This is a genomic window from Micromonospora sp. DT46, assembly GCF_049841735.1.
GTDB lineage: Bacteria > Actinomycetota > Actinomycetes > Mycobacteriales > Micromonosporaceae > Micromonospora > Micromonospora reichwaldensis.
Genome location: NZ_JBNCKW010000003.1, coordinates 466,405 through 482,757, shown reverse-complemented (window position 1 = coordinate 482,757; position 16,353 = coordinate 466,405). Strand labels below are relative to the sequence as shown.

At 73.5% G+C, this 16,353-nt stretch carries 14 protein-coding genes and 2 riboswitches; of the genes, 11 read left to right on the top strand and 3 right to left on the bottom strand.

Going from position 1 to position 16,353, the window contains the following annotated elements:
• Window positions 1-63: 63 nt before the first annotated feature.
• Complete coding sequence (locus ACLQ20_RS10020) at window positions 64-960, top strand: bifunctional helix-turn-helix transcriptional regulator/GNAT family N-acetyltransferase (protein ID WP_151455247.1); 897 nt, start codon at window positions 64-66, stop codon at window positions 958-960.
• A gap of 163 nt (window positions 961-1,123) precedes the next feature.
• A complete protein-coding gene (locus ACLQ20_RS10015; protein WP_425855114.1) occupies window positions 1,124-2,467 on the top strand; it encodes an extracellular catalytic domain type 1 short-chain-length polyhydroxyalkanoate depolymerase in 1,344 nt (447 codons plus the stop codon).
• A 61-nt stretch (window positions 2,468-2,528) separates the two neighbouring features.
• Here the strand turns inward: ACLQ20_RS10015 and ACLQ20_RS10010 are convergent, their stop codons facing one another.
• Complete coding sequence (locus ACLQ20_RS10010) at window positions 2,529-3,758, bottom strand: erythromycin esterase family protein (RefSeq protein ID WP_151455245.1); 1,230 nt, start codon at window positions 3,756-3,758, stop codon at window positions 2,529-2,531.
• Window positions 3,759-3,816: 58 nt separating this feature from the next.
• Between ACLQ20_RS10010 and ACLQ20_RS10005 the strand changes: the two genes are divergently transcribed.
• A complete protein-coding gene (locus tag ACLQ20_RS10005; protein ID WP_425855112.1) occupies window positions 3,817-4,608 on the top strand; it encodes a TioE family transcriptional regulator in 792 nt (263 codons plus the stop codon).
• 28 nt (window positions 4,609-4,636) lie between these two features.
• Here the strand turns inward: ACLQ20_RS10005 and ACLQ20_RS10000 are convergent, their stop codons facing one another.
• Entirely contained in the window at window positions 4,637-5,071 is a 435-nt protein-coding gene (locus tag ACLQ20_RS10000; protein WP_151455243.1) for a hypothetical protein, read from the bottom strand.
• Between the two features lie 112 nt (window positions 5,072-5,183).
• Here ACLQ20_RS10000 and ACLQ20_RS09995 point away from each other — a divergent pair, with 112 nt between their 5' ends.
• The 4 genes from ACLQ20_RS09995 (at window position 5,184) to ACLQ20_RS09980 (ending at window position 9,400) form a co-directional block, all read left to right on the top strand.
• Window positions 5,184-5,897: a hypothetical protein gene (locus ACLQ20_RS09995; RefSeq protein ID WP_425855110.1), complete on the top strand. Its 714-nt coding sequence runs from the start codon at window positions 5,184-5,186 to the stop codon at window positions 5,895-5,897.
• Between the two features lie 244 nt (window positions 5,898-6,141).
• Window positions 6,142-8,577: a molybdopterin oxidoreductase family protein gene (locus ACLQ20_RS09990; protein ID WP_425855108.1), complete on the top strand. Its 2,436-nt coding sequence runs from the start codon at window positions 6,142-6,144 to the stop codon at window positions 8,575-8,577.
• Window positions 8,578-8,580: 3 nt separating this feature from the next.
• Complete coding sequence (locus tag ACLQ20_RS09985) at window positions 8,581-9,039, top strand: hypothetical protein (RefSeq protein ID WP_151455240.1); 459 nt, start codon at window positions 8,581-8,583, stop codon at window positions 9,037-9,039.
• A gap of 169 nt (window positions 9,040-9,208) precedes the next feature.
• Entirely contained in the window at window positions 9,209-9,400 is a 192-nt protein-coding gene (locus tag ACLQ20_RS09980) for a hypothetical protein (protein WP_225852263.1), read from the top strand.
• Between the two features lie 100 nt (window positions 9,401-9,500).
• On the opposite strand, the gene ACLQ20_RS09975 is transcribed toward ACLQ20_RS09980, so the two are convergent.
• The gene (locus tag ACLQ20_RS09975; protein ID WP_151455239.1) at window positions 9,501-10,394 is read right to left on the bottom strand and encodes an SGNH/GDSL hydrolase family protein; all 894 of its coding nucleotides are present in this window, start codon (window positions 10,392-10,394) and stop codon (window positions 9,501-9,503) included.
• A 196-nt stretch (window positions 10,395-10,590) separates the two neighbouring features.
• Here ACLQ20_RS09975 and ACLQ20_RS09970 point away from each other — a divergent pair, with 196 nt between their 5' ends.
• The 4 genes from ACLQ20_RS09970 to ACLQ20_RS09955 all read left to right on the top strand — a co-directional run bounded on the left by ACLQ20_RS09970 (window position 10,591) and on the right by ACLQ20_RS09955 (window position 16,012).
• The gene (locus ACLQ20_RS09970; protein WP_151455238.1) at window positions 10,591-11,304 is read left to right on the top strand and encodes a hypothetical protein; all 714 of its coding nucleotides are present in this window, start codon (window positions 10,591-10,593) and stop codon (window positions 11,302-11,304) included.
• Window positions 11,305-11,517: 213 nt separating this feature from the next.
• Complete coding sequence (gene rph / locus ACLQ20_RS09965; protein WP_425855106.1) at window positions 11,518-14,115, top strand: rifamycin-inactivating phosphotransferase; 2,598 nt, start codon at window positions 11,518-11,520, stop codon at window positions 14,113-14,115.
• Window positions 14,116-14,198: 83 nt separating this feature from the next.
• Window positions 14,199-14,322: riboswitch (cobalamin riboswitch) on the top strand.
• 101 nt (window positions 14,323-14,423) lie between these two features.
• Window positions 14,424-15,491 (top strand): prenyltransferase/squalene oxidase repeat-containing protein, encoded by a 1,068-nt coding sequence (locus ACLQ20_RS09960; protein WP_358119545.1) that lies wholly within the window; start codon window positions 14,424-14,426, stop codon window positions 15,489-15,491.
• 35 nt (window positions 15,492-15,526) lie between these two features.
• Window positions 15,527-16,012, top strand: a complete 486-nt coding sequence (locus ACLQ20_RS09955; RefSeq protein ID WP_151455235.1) for a hypothetical protein — start codon at window positions 15,527-15,529, stop codon at window positions 16,010-16,012.
• A gap of 112 nt (window positions 16,013-16,124) precedes the next feature.
• Window positions 16,125-16,241: riboswitch (cobalamin riboswitch) on the top strand.
• The last annotated feature ends 112 nt before the right edge of the window (window positions 16,242-16,353 follow it).

Here is a 16,353-nt window from a genome sequence, read left to right as displayed (position 1 = left end):
ACCGCACCCGCCGCCGGGGCGGTGCTGGCGCGGACCGGGCATCGCTGACTAAGGTCAGGTTTCATGGAAGCGGAGTCGATCGCCGCCGTGCGGCGGTTCAACCGGACGGTGACCCAGCGGGTGGGGGCGCTCGACGACGAGTACATGGCGCGCGCCCGCCCCCTCGCCCAGGCCCGCCTGCTGTGGGAGATCGGCCCCGGTGGCGCCGAGGTCGCGGCGCTGCGGTCCCGGCTCGGGCTGGACTCGGGGCACCTCAGCCGCCTCCTGCGCGCCCTGGAGGGCGACGGGCTCGTCACCGTCGGGCCGTCCGACCAGGTGGGCGGGGACAGACGGGTCCGGGTCGCCACGCTCACCGCCGCCGGCCGTGCCGAGTGGACCGAGCTCGACGAGCGCTCCGACGACTTCGCCCGGTCGATCCTCGCCCCGCTGACCGGGCGACGCCGCGAGCGGCTCGTCGCGGCGATGGCCGAGGTGGAACGGCTGCTCGTCGCGTCGATGGTGCTGATCGCGCCCTGCCCGCCCGGCGACCCGCGGGCCCGCGCCTGCGTACGGGCCTACGCCCGGGAGGTGGCGCGGCGCTTCGACGGCGGGTTCGACCCGGCCCGGAGCAACCCGGTCCACGACGAGGAACTCGTTCCCCCGGCCGGAGTGTTCCTGCTCGCCACCCTCAACGCCGAGCCGGTCGGCTGCGGCGCGGTGAAGCTCCACCGGGACGCGCCCGCCGAGATCAAGCGGGTCTGGGTGGCGGACGCCGTACGCGGGCTCGGGCTCGGGCGGCGGATGCTGAGCGAGCTGGAACGCCACGCCGCCGAGCGGGGCTGGAGCGCCGTCCGGCTGGACACGAACCGCAACCTCACCGAGGCGATCGCGATGTACCGGGCGGCCGGCTACCGCGAGATCGAGGCGTACAACGCCGAGCCGTACGCCCACCACTGGTTCGAGAAGCGCCTGGCACGGTGACGGCGCGAGGGACAGCACGGCAGGTCGCGCCCGGCCGGCACTTGCCGGACTCTCCATATTAATAGATACTTGTCGATGTTCCTGAGCCGGACGTGATCGGGCAGCCGGGCAGCCCTCGATCGGAACCCCGCCCTGTCCACCGTCTGCGGAAGAGGAACCATCCATGAGGACCAGACTCCGAGTGCTGGGCGCCGCCCTGGCCGCCGCCGCGCTGACCGCCCTGGCGGCGGTGGCGGTCGCCCCGCCGGCGTCCGCCGCGACCCTGACCGAGGTGACGAGCTTCGGCCCCAACCCGAGCAACCTGCGCATGTACCTGTACGTGCCGGACTCCGTCGCGCCCCGGCCGGGGCTGCTGGTCGCGGTGCACTACTGCACCGGCACCGGCCCTGCCATGTACGCCAACACCCAGTACGCGGCGCTCGCCGACCGGTACGGCTACATCGTCGTCTACCCGTCGGTGACCCGCAGCAGCCAGTGCTTCGACGTCTCCTCCCCGCAGGCGCTGCGCCGCGACGGCGGCAGCGACCCGGTGGGCATCAAGTCGATGGTCGACCACGTCCGGCAGCGCTACGCCGTCGACCCCGACCGGATCTTCGCCACCGGCATCTCGTCGGGCGCGATGATGACCAACGTCCTGCTCGGGCTCTACCCCGACGTGTTCAGCGCCGGGGCGGCGTTCTCCGGGGTCCCCTTCGGTTGCTTCGCCACCACCAACGGCTCCGAGTGGAACAGCGAGTGCGCCAACGGCCAGGTCACCAGGACCGCGCAGGAGTGGGGGAACCTGGTCCGCAACGCCTATCCGGGCTACACCGGACGCCGGCCCCGGATGCAGACGTGGCACGGGACGAACGACGAGGTGCTGCGCTACCCGAACTTCGGCGAGCAGGTCAAGCAGTGGACCGACGTGCACGGGCTGAGCCAGACGCCGACGTACACCGACAGCCCGCAGGCCGGCTACACCCGCACCCGCTACGGCGGCAGCGGCGACCGGGCGCCGGTCGAGGCGATCAGCATGCAGGGGGTGTCGCACAACCTGCCGGTCGACGCCGCGCAGGCGATCCGCTTCTTCGGGCTCGACACCGCCGCGCCCCCCACCACGCCGCCGCCCACCACCCCGCCCCCCACCACACCGCCGCCGACGAGCCCGCCGCCCAGCACTCCCCCGCCCAGCACTCCCCCGCCCGCGCCGGGCGCCTGCCGGGTGGGCTACACCGTCAACGCCTGGAACGCCGGCCTGACCGCCTCGGTCACCGTCACCAACACCGGCACCACGACGGTGGACGGCTGGTCGCTGGCCTTCACGCTGCCCGCCGGCCAGAGCATCACCAACGGCTGGAACGCGACGTACGCCCCGACCAGCGGCGCGGTCACCGCCCGCAACGTCTCCTACAACGCCACCATCGCGCCCGGCACGTCGGTCAGCGTCGGCTTCCAGGCCACCCACACCGGCGACACGGGACGGCCCGCCTCGTTCACCCTCAACGGCGCCACCTGCGCGATCGCCTGAACCGGCCGGGGCGGCGCCGGCCCCCGGCGCCGCCCCGGCGGCAGGCGCGGACCAGTGCCGGTCAGTCGTTGCCGGACGCTGGCGGGGCCTGGCCCCGCCCGGCGTCCCTGACGAACAGGATCCCGTCGGTGTCGGCCACGTGGGCCGGGTCGAGCGGGGCGTAGCCGAACCAGGGCGACACCCGGGCGGCGGGCGTCATGCCGGCGAGGGCGGCGGCCAGTCGGCGGGCGTCGACGAGGTGACGCTCCGCAGGCAGCGCGTACAGCAGCCCTTCGACGGTGTCCGGCGGCGGGGCGTCGACTCCCTGGTGGCGGATCGTGCCGACGGCCGTGGCGAGGAAGGCGTACTCCTCCCCCAGGTGGGCGCCGACGATCGCGCCGGCGCTCCACCACTGCACCGGCAGTCCGCCCATCCGCATGCTGCTCTTGTGCCGCTGGAGGTGGCCGTTGTGGGCGTTCACCAGTGCCGGCCCTCGTCCGGCGATGGCGAGCAGGTTGGCGGCCATCATCGAATCCCGCACGGCGAGCAACCGCGCCATGCGGCTCGGCGACGGGTCGGCCATCGCGTGGTGGTAGCGCAGCAGGCCGACGGCCGTACGCCCGTACAGGCGTGCCCGGTGCCAGTCCTCCGGTGTGGACGCCCCGATCAGGTGTGGCGTCTGCGCGTCGAGCAGGGCCACCAGGTCGTCGGCGAGCAGCCGCAGCCGGCCGGCGTCGGGCGTGCGCCCCGCGGACCGGGAGGGGTCCATCATGGCGGCGGGACTGGTCCACCGCTCGTCGGCGCCGAGCAGGTGGTCGAGCGTCTCCGCCGTGCAGGGAAGCAGGTCGGCGTCGACCCGGGCGGCGAGGTAGGCGTGGAGTGCGGTGAGGGCCTGCCGGGGGCTCGCGGCGCCGGTGATCTCCAGCGGGCCGTCGAACCCGGCGAACCGCACCTGCTCCGCCGGGGGCCGCCCGTCGTTGTACGCGCGCATCCAGCGCACCAGCTCGCGGTTGGCGGCGAAGGCGCCCCACCCGTGGCTGAACCCGCGCTCCATGACGTCGTCGAGGACGCCGGTGCCCGAGGTGACGTGGTCGTCCACGACCAGCCCCATCATGCAGTCGCTCTCGATCGCGATCGTCCGGTAGTGCTCCTGCTCGACGAGTTGACGGAAGAGCTCGTTGCGCAGGTCGAGCAGTGCGTCCTCGCCGTGGGTGGGCTCGCCCAGGGCGAGCAGCCGCGGCCTGCCCGGGAGCAACCCCATGACGGCAGCGGGGTCGACGGCACGGGCGGCGTCTGCGATACCAGCAGTCATGCCCTCAACGGTATCGTTGAACCGACGGTGCAAACTTTTCCCCGATGTCGGCAGGAGCATGACGCCAAACCCTCAAAGCAGTGGCAGGCTCAGGCCGGTCGATCTGGCGCGCGCGCACGGCCTGTCGACGCAGGCGGTCAGGAACTACGAGGCGGCCGGCATCCTTCCGGCCGCGGACCGCACCCCGCACGGCTACCGCACCTACACGGCGCTACACGCGCAGGCACTGCGCGCGTTCCTCGCCCTCGTGCCCGGACACGGGCATGCGACGGCCACGTCGATCATGCAGGCGGTCAACCGGGGCGCGACCGAGGACGCCCTCCGGCTCGTCGACGAGAGTCACGCGCAGCTCCTCGACGACCGCCGCACCCTCCAGGCCGCCGAAGCCGCTGTCGGTGACCTCGATCCGGTGCCGCAGGGACGGAGCAACACGTTCGTCGGTCCCCTGTCGAGAAGGTTCGGCATCCGCCCGGCCACCCTTCGGAAGTGGGAACGCGCGGGCTTGCTCCAGCCGCGCCGCGACCCGCAGACGGGCTACCGGGTCTACAGCGCCGCCGACGTGCGCGACGCCCGGCTGGCCCACCAGCTCAGGCGGGGTGGCTACCTGCTGGCGCAGATCGCCCCGCTGATCGCCCAGGTCCGCTCCGCCGGGGGCGTCGCGCCGCTCGGGTCGATGCTGCGCGACTGGCGCGCCCGCCTCGCTGCCCGCAGCCGTGCCATGCTGACCGGCGCCGCCGCCCTGGACGCCTACCTCAACTGCCGACCGGTCCCGCCCGGCGACAGGCCGAGCGCCCCCGGCACCGCCTCACCGGCCACGGATCCGATCCAGCCACCGGGTGGCTCCCGCTGATCGTCACCCGAGCGGGCGTCGCCGCCACTCAGACGGGGTCACCCGCTGCCCGGTCACCTGGCCGTACGAGCAGTTGCCAGTAGTCGCCCGCTCGGTCGTGAGCCGTGAGCCATCGCCGGAGCGCTTCGAGCGACGCCCGGTGGGACGCCGAACTGACCTCGTACCACCTGTGCAGCAGCAGCTCGTGGATCCGGACAGCCTGTGCGGCGTGCTCGAGCACCAGGCCGTCCACGGCGCGGACGACGGCCACCTCCTCGGCCCGTCCCCGCAGCACCGCGGTGCAGTCGATGTCCGTGGCGACCTGGATCCCGTCGCCGGCGGCGAGGACGGAGAACTCGACGGTCCGGTCCCGCCCGCCCACCTCGACCGTTTGGGCGAAGACGAGGACGTCGTCGCCCGGGGGCACGAGCATGCCCCCGGCGGCCACCCCGGGTGGGACCACGTAGTGCACCCAGAACGTCATGCGCAGATGCTAGCCACCCTCGTGGCCCTGCCCAGACCCCTGCGGCGGTACGACTTCTGCGCGGTGCGCGGGGGCGGATTAGGCTCGTGGAGATCGACTTGAGGAGTTGGCCATGCCGAACCTGTCGTCCCCTGCCACGGTCGTCCGTCGGGCCGCCGTCGCGGCCACGCTTGCCGTCGGTGTCGCCGCGTCCATGCCTGCCTGCGCCTCGACGGCTCCCACGACCGGGGAGCCCACCGCCTCGCCGGTGACCCCCGCACCCGACGGCGGGACCGCGGGCACGCCCTCGCCCGCCGGCTCCGGCCCTGCGGGCGGCGCGCAGACGACCGGCCCCGGGGCGCCCGACGACGCGGACCCGATCATGCGGGGTGAGCGGCAGATCGTCCTGCGGCCGGTCGGGTCGTTCGAGTCGATCCTGGCGGTCGACGCCAAGGGCCGGCTGAACCTGACCGACGGCGACACGGACAAGAGCCTGTTCGTGCTGCTTCCCGCCAGCGACAACCGCTACCAGATCCGGACCGCGAAGGCACACAGCGGCGGCGAGCCCGACTGCATGGGTCTGCGCGACAACGGCAGCGCCCCGGCGACGGTCGTGGCCGCCGCCTGCGACGCCGGCCGGGCCGGCCAGCTGTTCACCATCGAGAAGACGCGGGAGAAGAGCCAGGGCCGCCCGACCTACACCATCAGCGGCGAGGGCGAGGTCCGCCTCCGCGCGACCGACAGGCAGGGCCTGGTGGCTCAACGGGTGGGCGAGGGGGCCGCCGGCGAGGGCCTGAGCTTCGACTTCGTCGACAACGGCGCCGCGCCCGCGGGCCCGGGCGACTGAGCGCCACCGGCCCCCGTCACGGCCTCCGGCCGGCACGGACACCCGAACCGGTGCTCTCGGTCCGGTTCGGCGTGCTGGTCCAGGGGTATCGCCACATGCTCATAGGGGCGAGGCGAGGAGGCGGGCGCGACGGTGCCGGATCCGGTGGTGGGCGGTCGGCGGCCCGGGACGTGGGCCGGATGCGGTGCGCCTGCTGACGGCGGGACGGATGTGACGACCGAGGCCCGGGAGAAGGGAGCGCGTCATGGTGGACCGGATCGCCGACCCGTGGGGTGAACGGACCCCGTACGGGCCGGGGCAGGAGTGGCCGGTGCGGGTGGACCGCTATCTGGCCGACGGGCGTACCGAGGCGGACGTGGACCGGTGGGTGCAGTCGGCGTCGGTGCTGCACTCCAACGGCGACGCGCTGGACATCGCGGTCGCCGACGGCCGGATCGTCGGGGTACGGGGCCGGGCGGTGGACCGGATCAACCGGGGCCGGCTCGACCCCAAGGACCTGTACGGGTGGCAGGCCAACCACAGCCCCGACCGGCTGACCCGGCCGCTGGTGCGCGAGGGCGGCCGGCTGGTCGAGACGGACTGGGACACCGCGATGGGCCGAATCGTGGCCCGGTCGAAGGAACTCCTCGACGGTCCGGGCGGGTGGGGGCACTTCGGCTTCTACACCACCGGCCAGCTGTTCCTGGAGGAGTACTACACGCTGGGCGTGATCGGCAAGGCCGGGCTGGGCACGCCACACATGGACGGCAACACCCGGCTCTGCACCGCCACCGCCGCCGCCGCTCTGAAGGCGAGCTTCGGCACCGACGGGCAGCCCGGCTCGTACACCGACGTGGATCACTGCGACGCGATCGCCCTGTGGGGCCACAACGTCGCCGAGACCCAGACGGTGCTCTGGATGCGGATGCTGGACCGGCGGCGCGGCCCCAACCCGCCGGCGATGCTGGCGGTCGACCCGCGCGCCACCCCGGTGGCGCGGGAGGCCGACCTGCACCTCGCCGTGCGCAGCGGCACGAACATGGCCCTGATGAACGGCCTGCTCCGGGAGATCATCCGGCGCGGCTGGTACGACCGCGACTACGTCGACGCGCACACCCTCGGCTTCGAGGAGCTGCGCCGCATCGTCGACGGCTACCCGCCCCGGCGGGTCGCCGACATCTGCGACGTGCCGGCCGCCGACGTGGAACGCGCCGCCGAGCTGCTCGGCACCTCGCAGCGGCTGCTGTCGACGGTGCTACAGGGCTTCTACCAGTCAAACCAGGCCACCGCCGCCGCCTGCGGCGTCAACAACCTGCACCTGATCCGGGGCATGATCGGCCGCCCCGGCGCCGGGATCTACCAGATGAACGGCCAGCCCACCGCGCAGAACACCCGGGAGACCGGCGCCGACGGTGACCTGCCGGGCCTGCGCAACTGGGAGAACACCGCGCACATCGAGGAACTGGCCCGGCTCTGGAACGTCGACGTCGACGTCATCCCGCACTGGGCGCCCCCGACGCACGCCATGCAGATCTTCCGGTACGCCGAGCAGGGCTCGATCAAGCTGCTGTGGATCAGCGCCACCAACCCGGCGGTGTCCCTGCCCGACCTGTCGCGCATCCGGCGCGTCCTGGCGAAGCCGGAACTGTTCGTGGTGGTGCAGGACCTGTTCCTGACCGAGACCGCCGAGCTGGCCGACGTGGTGCTGCCCGGTGCCACCTGGGGCGAGAAGACCGGCACGTTCACCAGCGTCGACCGCACCGTGCACATCTCCGACAAGGCCGTCGACCCACCGGGCGAGGCCCGTCCCGACCTGGACATCTTCCTCGACTACGCCCGGCGGATGGACTTCCGGGACCGCGACGGGCAACCGCTGATCCGGTGGACCGGACCGGAGGAGGTGTTCGAGGCGTGGAAGGAGTGCTCGCGGGGGCGGCCGTGCGACTACACCGGCATCACCTACGCCAAGCTGCGCGGCGGCTCCGGCGTCCAGTGGCCCTGCACCGACGAGCGCCCCGACGGCACCGAGCGTCTCTACACCGACGGGCGCTTCCCCACCGACCCCGACCACTGCGAGACGTACGGCCACGACCTCGCCACCGGCGCCGAGTTCACCGAGCCGGAGTACCGCGCCAAGGAGCCGGGCGGGCGGGCGTTCCTGCACACCGTCGACTACCAGCCCTCCCCCGAGGTGCCCGACGACGAACACCCCATGCTGCTGACCACCGGCCGCACCGTCTACCAGTTCCACACCCGCACCAAGACCGGCCGGGCCCCACAGCTCGACCGGGCCGCGCCGGACGTGTGGGTGGAGCTCAACCCGGCCGACGCGGCCCGGCTCGGCATCGCCGAGGGCGACCTGGTCGGCGTCGCCTCGGCCCGTGGCGGCATCCAGGCCCGCGCCCGCCTCTGCGGCATCCGCCCCGGCGTGGTGTTCCTGCCGTTCCACTACGGCTACTTCGACCAGGACCCGCACGACCGCACACCCCGCGCCGCCAACGAGCTGACCGTCACCGCCTGGGACCCGGTCTCCAAGCAGCCCCTCTTCAAGGTGGCCGCCGTCGCGGTCGAGAAGCTCGCCGACGGCCGCGGCGTACCCTCACCGGCGCCGACGGTCGGCGGCAGCGCGCCGCCCCCGGACGCCGGCATCCCCCCGACCGCGGGTGGACCGGCGGCGCAGGCCACCAGCGGGAAGGAGTGACCCGTGCACCTCGCCCACTACCTCGGCCTGCTGCACCGCGCCCAGGTCAACCTCGCCGGCGCGTTCCGGCAGGTCGCCGACGCGCACGCCGAGGAACCCGACATCCGCCACCTGTGTGAGCGACAGGCGAAGCGCTGCGACGCGCACGCCGAAGGCCTGCGCCCGTTCGCCGCCCGCTACGCCGAGGACGCCCCGACCGAACCCGACCGGCTGCACTCGCAGCTGTTCACCGGCACCCGCACCGGCGGCATCGGCCTGCTGCGTGACCTGCAGGACCTCTACCTGATGGCCGCCGAGTGCGACATCGCCTGGACCGTCGTCGGCCAGGCCGCCTACGGCGCGCGCGACGAGGACCTGCTCGCGCTCGTACGACGCTGCGAGGGTGAGACGGCCATCCAGCTCAAGTGGCTGCGCACCCGGATGAAGGCCGCCGCGCCCCAGGCGCTCGTCGTCGCCGACTGACCGCCGCCGACCCGCCCCCAGATCGCGACCCTGCGCCCGATTGGCGGGGCCGTCGCGGGGCAGTAGGTGGCGATGGATGAACAGGTGATGGTGTTCGCCCCGGCACCGGCCGGCCAACGGGGTCGCCGGACTGCGCCAGGCTGCCCTCGCCCCGTTCGGTCAGGTGCAGGTGGCCGTCGCCGAGAGGGGTCACGGCTACGTCCGTACGGCCCTCGAGGAGAACGGCGCCCGCCGCGTTCCCGGCACCGACCTGGCCTGGCTCGCCGACGGGTACGCCGCCGTCACCGCGGTCCGGGCCCTGGGCGACCTGCCCGACCTGGTGGTGCCGACGGCGGGAGCCGGGGACCCTGCCGTCGGCTGATTCGCCCGGCACCGGCCACCCGCCCCGCCGCCGAATGGGCGGTGGGGCGGGTGGCCGGTGTCTCGTCGGGTCAGGTCGCGCCGGCGATGGGAATCGTCGGTCAGCTGTTCAGCCTGGCCAGCAGCGCGTTGGCCATGCCCTGCTCGCCCCTGGCGTTGGGGTGGAAGGGGGCGGCGGCGTTCTGCGGGACCAGCCCCTCGACCCAACGGGTGCCGCTGCTCTTGCACGTGTCGCGGCCGACCGACGGGGCGTAGACGTCGGCGTAGGTGGCGTTGTTCGCGGCGGCGGTGCTGGCGAGCATCCCGTTCAGGGACTTCTGGACGCCGCGCAGGTACGGCACGTCCTGGTAGGCGATCGGGACCACCGGCCAGCAGCCGTAGCCGCTGTCCGGCACGATCGCCGGGTAGCCGAGCACCACGACCCGGGCGCCCGGCGCGGCACGGTGGACGGCCTGCAGCACGGCGGTCACCTTCGGCGCCGTGGCGGCGATCCTGGCCTGCAACTGGTCGACGCCACCGGCGGTGTACCGGTTCTTGCACGGAGACCCGAGGGGGCTGCTCAGGCTCGCCTCGGCGCAGTCGGTGATGATGCCGGAGAAGCCGATGTCGTTGCCGCCGATCTGCACGGTGACCAGTGTCGTGTCCGGGGTGACCGCGCTGAGCTGCGGCGGCAACGAGATGCCCAGTGCGCCGCTGCCGCCGACGAGGATGTCCTCGGTGGTGGCGCCGGAGCAGCTCACGTCGGCGAGCGCCGACGAGCCGACGGAGGCGGCGACCAGCGACGGGTAGTTGCGGTTGGAGCGCAGGCAGTTCAGGTCGACCTGGGTGGGGATCAGCGGGCCGGAGGTGTACGAGTCACCCAACGCGACGTAGCGCCCGGTGGGCGCGGCGGCGTTGGCCGGTGCGGCGAGGGTGAGCAGCACACCGGCGGTGGCCGCGGCGAACGCGGCCAGCCGGCTGGCGGCCCGGAGGAACGGCAGGCGGGGACGGGTCATGGCATCTCCCAGCGGGGATCATGGTGGGTGCCGTGATTCTGTCCGCGCCGTCGTCGCACGTCAATATCGACGGCCATTGTTGCCACGGGCCGTCGGGCGGAACGCGACGGCGGCTCGGCCACCCCTTCCGCGCGCGGGAAGGTCCGACGCACTAGCATTGCCGCAGTCCGGGACGGCTCTGCTGAAACGAGGCGAAATGCGTTGGCTCCAGCGACTGCTGGGCGGCGGGCGGGTCCAGCTCGATCCGGAACGGCAGCAGGCTCTGCTACGCGACGTCCAGCACCGGTACGGCGCCCACGCGCAGCTCCGGTTCCCCGAGCAGGTCGAGGCCGTCGCCGGCATGCTGAACGACGACGACGGCGTGGTGGTGGCGGCCCGGATCGTGAGCCAGGTCGCCGACGAGGCCTACGTGGACCTACAGGCCCAGGCCCAGGACGTCCACCGACGAACGGGCCGGCGGCTCCTGGTGCACCGCCGCAACTACCGGCCGCTGTGGATGGAGGCAGGCCGGGCCCTGCGCTGGCCGCTGTTCGCGTTGCCGAGCGGCTTGCACCCGTACGCGCAGGTGGCCGCCGCCGTCGCGGTGCTCGGCGGCCAGGCGGCCCGGCTCGACCGGGTGACCGACCCGAGTCCTCTCGTGACCCGCGTGTTCGAGGTGCTCGACCTCACCACCGCCGGCTGGGAGTACGGCCGGGTGCGGGTGGACACCGACGCCGCCGCCCTCGCCGACAGGCTGATCACGAGCGCCGGACAGATCCTCGCAGCCATGGACGACCCGCCCCGGCTGCCACCTCCGGTCCGTGAGCTCATGCGCCGCAACAACACCCTCGACGTGCACGATCCGGCCAGCCCTCGGGTGGTGGGTGGGTTCAACCCGGGCGCCAGGATGCGCGAGCAACTGCTGGCCTGAGGACATCGCGGCGGGTGATCGCGCCACTTCGGTCGCAGCGGACAACCGCGAAGAGAACTGTCCCGCTTCAACGTATATCGGGCTGGAGGGCTTGCCGCAAGACCCGTGTCCTGCCGCAGAATCGTCCGCTGAACCGGAAACCGGCGAAGAAGCGGGGCACGACGTGCGAGTGTCGTTGTCGCGACGGATGCCGGCTGCCTCGGAGGGGTCGCGATGATCGAGCAGTACGTGTGCGACCTCCACGAGGTCGACGACGCGCAGGTCGCTTCCGTCGGCGGCAAGGGCGCGCACCTGGGGGCTCTGTCGCGGGCCGACGGCATCCGCGTGCCGGCTGGCTTCTGCGTGACGACGGACGCCTTCCGGCGGATCATGGCCGAAGCGCCGTCGATCGACGATCGGCTGGACCGGCTGTCGCGCCTCGACCCGGACGACCGGGAGACGATCCGCGCGCTCAGTGCGGAGATCCGACGGGCCATCGAAGCGGTCGTCCTCCCGGACGACGTGGCGGCGGCGATCGTCCGGGCCCTCGCCCGGCTCGGCGAGCGGGCTGCCTGTGCCGTCCGGTCCAGCGCGACGGCGGAGGACCTGCCGACGGCCTCCTTCGCGGGCCAGCAGGACACGTACCTGAACGTGGTGGGGCAGGAAGCGGTCCTCCAGCACGTCAGCCGGTGCTGGGCCTCGCTCTTCACCGAGCGGGCCGTGACCTACCGTCGACGCAACGGCATCGACCACCGCACGGTCCACATGGCCGTGGTCGTGCAGAAGATGGTCTTCCCGCATGCGGCCGGCGTCCTGTTCACGGCCGACCCCGTCACGCACCACCGGAAGGTCGCTGTCGTGGAGGCGAGCTTCGGCCTCGGCGAGGCCCTCGTCTCGGGGTTGGTGAACGCCGACGCCTACCGGGTGCGGGACGGTCAGATCATCGAAAAGGCGATCGCCGCCAAGCGACTGGCCATCCACGCCCTGCCGGCCGGCGGGACGAGGCAACAGGCGATCGACTCGGAGCGGCAGGAGCAGCCGGCCCTGACGGATGCGCAGGTCGTACGGCTGGTGCGGCTGGGCCGGCGGATCGAAGCCCACTTCGGCCACCCCCAGGACATCGAGTGGTGCCTGGTCGACGACGACTTCCAGATCGTCCAGAGCCGGCCGATCACCACGCTGTTCCCCATCCCCGAAACCGGCGACGGCGCGAACCACGTCTACGTCTCCGTCGGTCACCAGCAGATGATGACGGACCCCATGAAGCCCCTGGGGATCTCCATGTGGCAGCTGACGGCCATGGCGCCGATGCACGAGGCCGGCGGGAGGCTGTTCGTCGACGTGACCGGGCGCCTGGCCGCGCCCGCGAGCCGCGCCGGCCTTCTGGAGATGGTGGGGCGGTCCGATCCGTTGATCAGGGACGCGCTGGAGACCGTCCTCGGCCGCGGCGACTTCGTCCCGTCGCTCCCCGACCAAGGGCCGGCAGGGCCGCCCGCCGGCGGCGCGCCCGCCCCGATCGAGACCGATCCGGCCATCGTCGCCGAGCTGGTCGAACGCAGCCAGGCGGCCCTCGCCACCCTGCGGCGCGACATCCGGACGAAGTCCGGGCCGGCGCTGTTCGACTTCCTGCTGGAGGCCTTCCAGGAGCACAAGCGGGGCCTCGGCGATCCGCTGAGCATGCAGGCGATCATGGCGGGGATGGAGGCCACGTGGTGGCTCAACGACAGGCTGTACGAGTGGCTGGGTGAGAAGAACGCGGCCGACACGCTCACGCTCTCCGCGCCCGACAACGTCACGTCGGAGATGGGACTGGCGCTGCTGGACGTCGCCGACGTCATCCGCCCGTACCCGGAGGTGGTGGCCTTCCTGCGGGAGGTCGAGGACGAGGGCTTCGTGGACGAGCTGCCCCGGCTCCCGGGCGGCCGGGAAGCGCGCGACGCCATCCGGGCCTACCTCGACAGGTACGGCATGCGCTGCGCGGGCGAGATCGACATCACGAGGCCGCGCTGGAACGAGCGCCCCAGCACGCTCGTGCCCCTCATCCTCGACAACGTCAGGAACCTCGAGCCGGGCGCCCGCGAGCGGCGCTTCGCGCAGGGGCGCCAGCGGGCGGCGCGGAAGGAACAGGAGGTCCTGGAGCGCCTGCGGGCCCTGCCGGACGGGGAGCGCAAGGCGGCGGAGACGAAGCGGATGATCGACCGGGTCCGGACCTTCATCGGGTACCGGGAGTATCCGAAGTACGTCATCGTCAGCCGCTACCTCAGCTACAAGCAGGCCCTGCTGAGAGAGGCCGGGCGCCTCGTGCGGGCCCACGTGCTCCCGGAGCCGGAGGACATCTTCTACCTCACGTTCCAGGAGCTCCACGACGTCGTGCGTACGCACGAGGTGGACGACCAGCTCATCCAGCGGCGCAAGGACGCGTTCAGGTCGTACCAGGCGCTCACCCCGCCCCGGGTGCTCACGTCGGAAGGCGAGGGCATCGCCGGCGCGTACCGGCGCGAGGACGTGCCGACCGGCGCGCTGGTCGGCCTCCCGGTTTCCGGCGGGACCGTCGAGGGGCGGGCCCGCGTCGTCCTGGACCTGGCCGAGGCCGACCTCGAACCGGGCGACATCCTGGTCACCGCCTACACCGACCCGAGCTGGTCACCCCTGTTCGTCGCGATCGCGGGACTGGTGACGGAGGTGGGCGGCCTCATGACCCACGGGGCGGTGGTCGCAAGGGAGTACGGCCTGCCCGCCCTCGTCGGGGTGGCGCAGGCGACCCGGCTGATCCGGGACGGACAGCGGATCCGCGTGCACGCCACCGACGGCTACGTCGAGATCCTGTCCTGACCGGCCACGGGGCTGCGACCGGACGCGCGCGGGCGATCACGCATTGACATCGGGCGTCCCTCCACTCCAGACTGGCGCCACAACTCAACCAACGCGCGTGCGTGCGGGGGAAGTCCGGTCGAAGTCCGGCGCTGGCCCGCAACGGTAGGCCGTCGAGATGCATCTCCGACGGCGAGCCCGAATACCCGACGTACGCGCAGAATCCGCTCCCCACCCGTCGTGGCCCACGGGTCGGAGTCCCGGTCGACCCCCGCGCTGCGGCGGGTGGCCGGGCTTCTGACGACCGCCGGGCCGGAAAGGCGCTTCCGATGGTCGTCCGCCTGAGCCGGCACCGCCTGCTCACCCTGTTCCGCGGCGTGCTCGCCGCCCTCACCCTCGCCACCCTCACCCTCGCCGCGCCGGCATCCGCCCACGTCTCCCCCACCTCGCCTGCCGGGGTCGGCCGGTCGGGGGCCGCGGCCGGCTGGCTGGCCCGGCAACTCGTCGCCGGCGAGCGCCTCGAGGTCGTCTTCGACGGCGTCACCTACCCCGACCAGGGCCTCACCCTCGACGCGGTGTTCGCCTTCGCCGCCGCCGGCGTCGCCGACGACCCGGGAGCCCGGGCGCTGGCCTGGGTCACCCGGCCGGACATCCGCGACGCCTACCTCGGCGACGGCGCGACCGAGGCGTACGCGGGCGCGACCGCCAAGCTCGCCCTCGCCGTCCAGGTACGCGGCGGCGACCCCACCGACGTCGGCGGCGTGGACCTGATCACCCGGCTGCGCTCGCTGCAGGCCCCCACCGGCCGGTTCACCGACCGGTCGGCGTACGGGGACTACAGCAACACGTTCAGCCAGTCCTTCGCCCTGCTCGCCCTGGGCCGCACCTCGCAGGGCACGCCCCCGGCGGCCGCCGCCTGGCTGGCCGCCACCCGCTGCCCGGACGGCGGCTACCCGCTGCTGCCCGCGCAACCGGTCTGTGCCTCCGACGTGGACGCCACCGCGCTCGCGGTGCAGGCGCTGCGGTCCACCGGCCGCCCGTCCGACGCCGCCGCCGGGCTGCGCTGGCTGCTGTCGGTGCAGCGCGCCGACGGCGGTTTCGCCAACGCCGCCGGCATCCCGAACGCCAACAGCACCGGCCTCGCCGCGCAGGCGCTGAGCGACGGCAACCGGCCGCTGGCCTGGGCCCGCGCGCGGGTGTTCCTCGCCGGACTACAGGTCGGCTGCGCCGGGGCGCCGGCCGACCGGGGCGCGGTCGACTTCGACGGCGGCGCCTTCGACCCCGGCACCGCCGCCCGGGCCACCGGCCAGGCTGTCCTCGGCCTGACCGGCACCGGGTACGCCCGGCTGTCCGCGGCCGGCGCCGCCCCGGGCGCACCGGTCCCCGCCTGCCCGTGACCCGTCCCGTCGCTCCACCGATTCCAGGAGGAACCGTGTTCCGTCACCGATCCACCGTCCGCACCCGGCTCGCCGGCCTGTTGGCAGCCGCCGTCGCCGCCGTCGCCCTCACCGCCGTCGAACCCGCCCCCCGGGCCGGGTACGCCGCGGCCTGCACCGGCACCTCCGGTGTCACCGTCGTGGTCGACTTCGCCGCGCTCGGCGGTGGCGTCCAGGTCGCCTGTGCTCCGGGCGACCCGGCCTCCGGGCTGGCCGCCCTCCAGGGCGCCGGCTTCACGGTGACCGGCACCCAGCGCTGGGGGCTGGCGTTCGTCTGCCGGATCAACGGCAAGCCGACCGCCGCGGCCGATCCGTGCGTCAACACCCCGCCCGCCACGGCGTACTGGTCGTACTGGCATGCCCCCAGCGGCGGCGCCTGGTCCTACAGCACGTCCGGCGCGAGCAGCTACAACCCGGCCCCGGGCACCGTCGAGGGCTGGTCGTTCGGCGCGGGTGCCCCGCCGAGCATCGCCGCGCCCTGACCGTGGCCGCACACCGGGTGTGACCGCAGTGGTGCACCGGGTGCCGGCCACCTCCCCTGGCGTCGCGCGACGTGCGGGCGGTACGGTGTCGGCACCCGGTGCATGCCGGTCCACAACTGCATACGTCCCGAGTGGGGGGAAGCCGGTTCGAAGCCGGCGCTGACCCGCAACCGTGAGCGAGGCCCCGGCCTCGCGAGCCGGAATGCCTCGCCCGGGACGAGCGGCTTCCACTGTCGAGGTTTACAGGGTGAAGTCCGGGCCACCCGAGGTCCGTTCCACCCCGCTCATCGCATCACGCGAGCGGGGTGTCGCTGTCCCCGGGTGCTTTCCGGAGCTTCCAC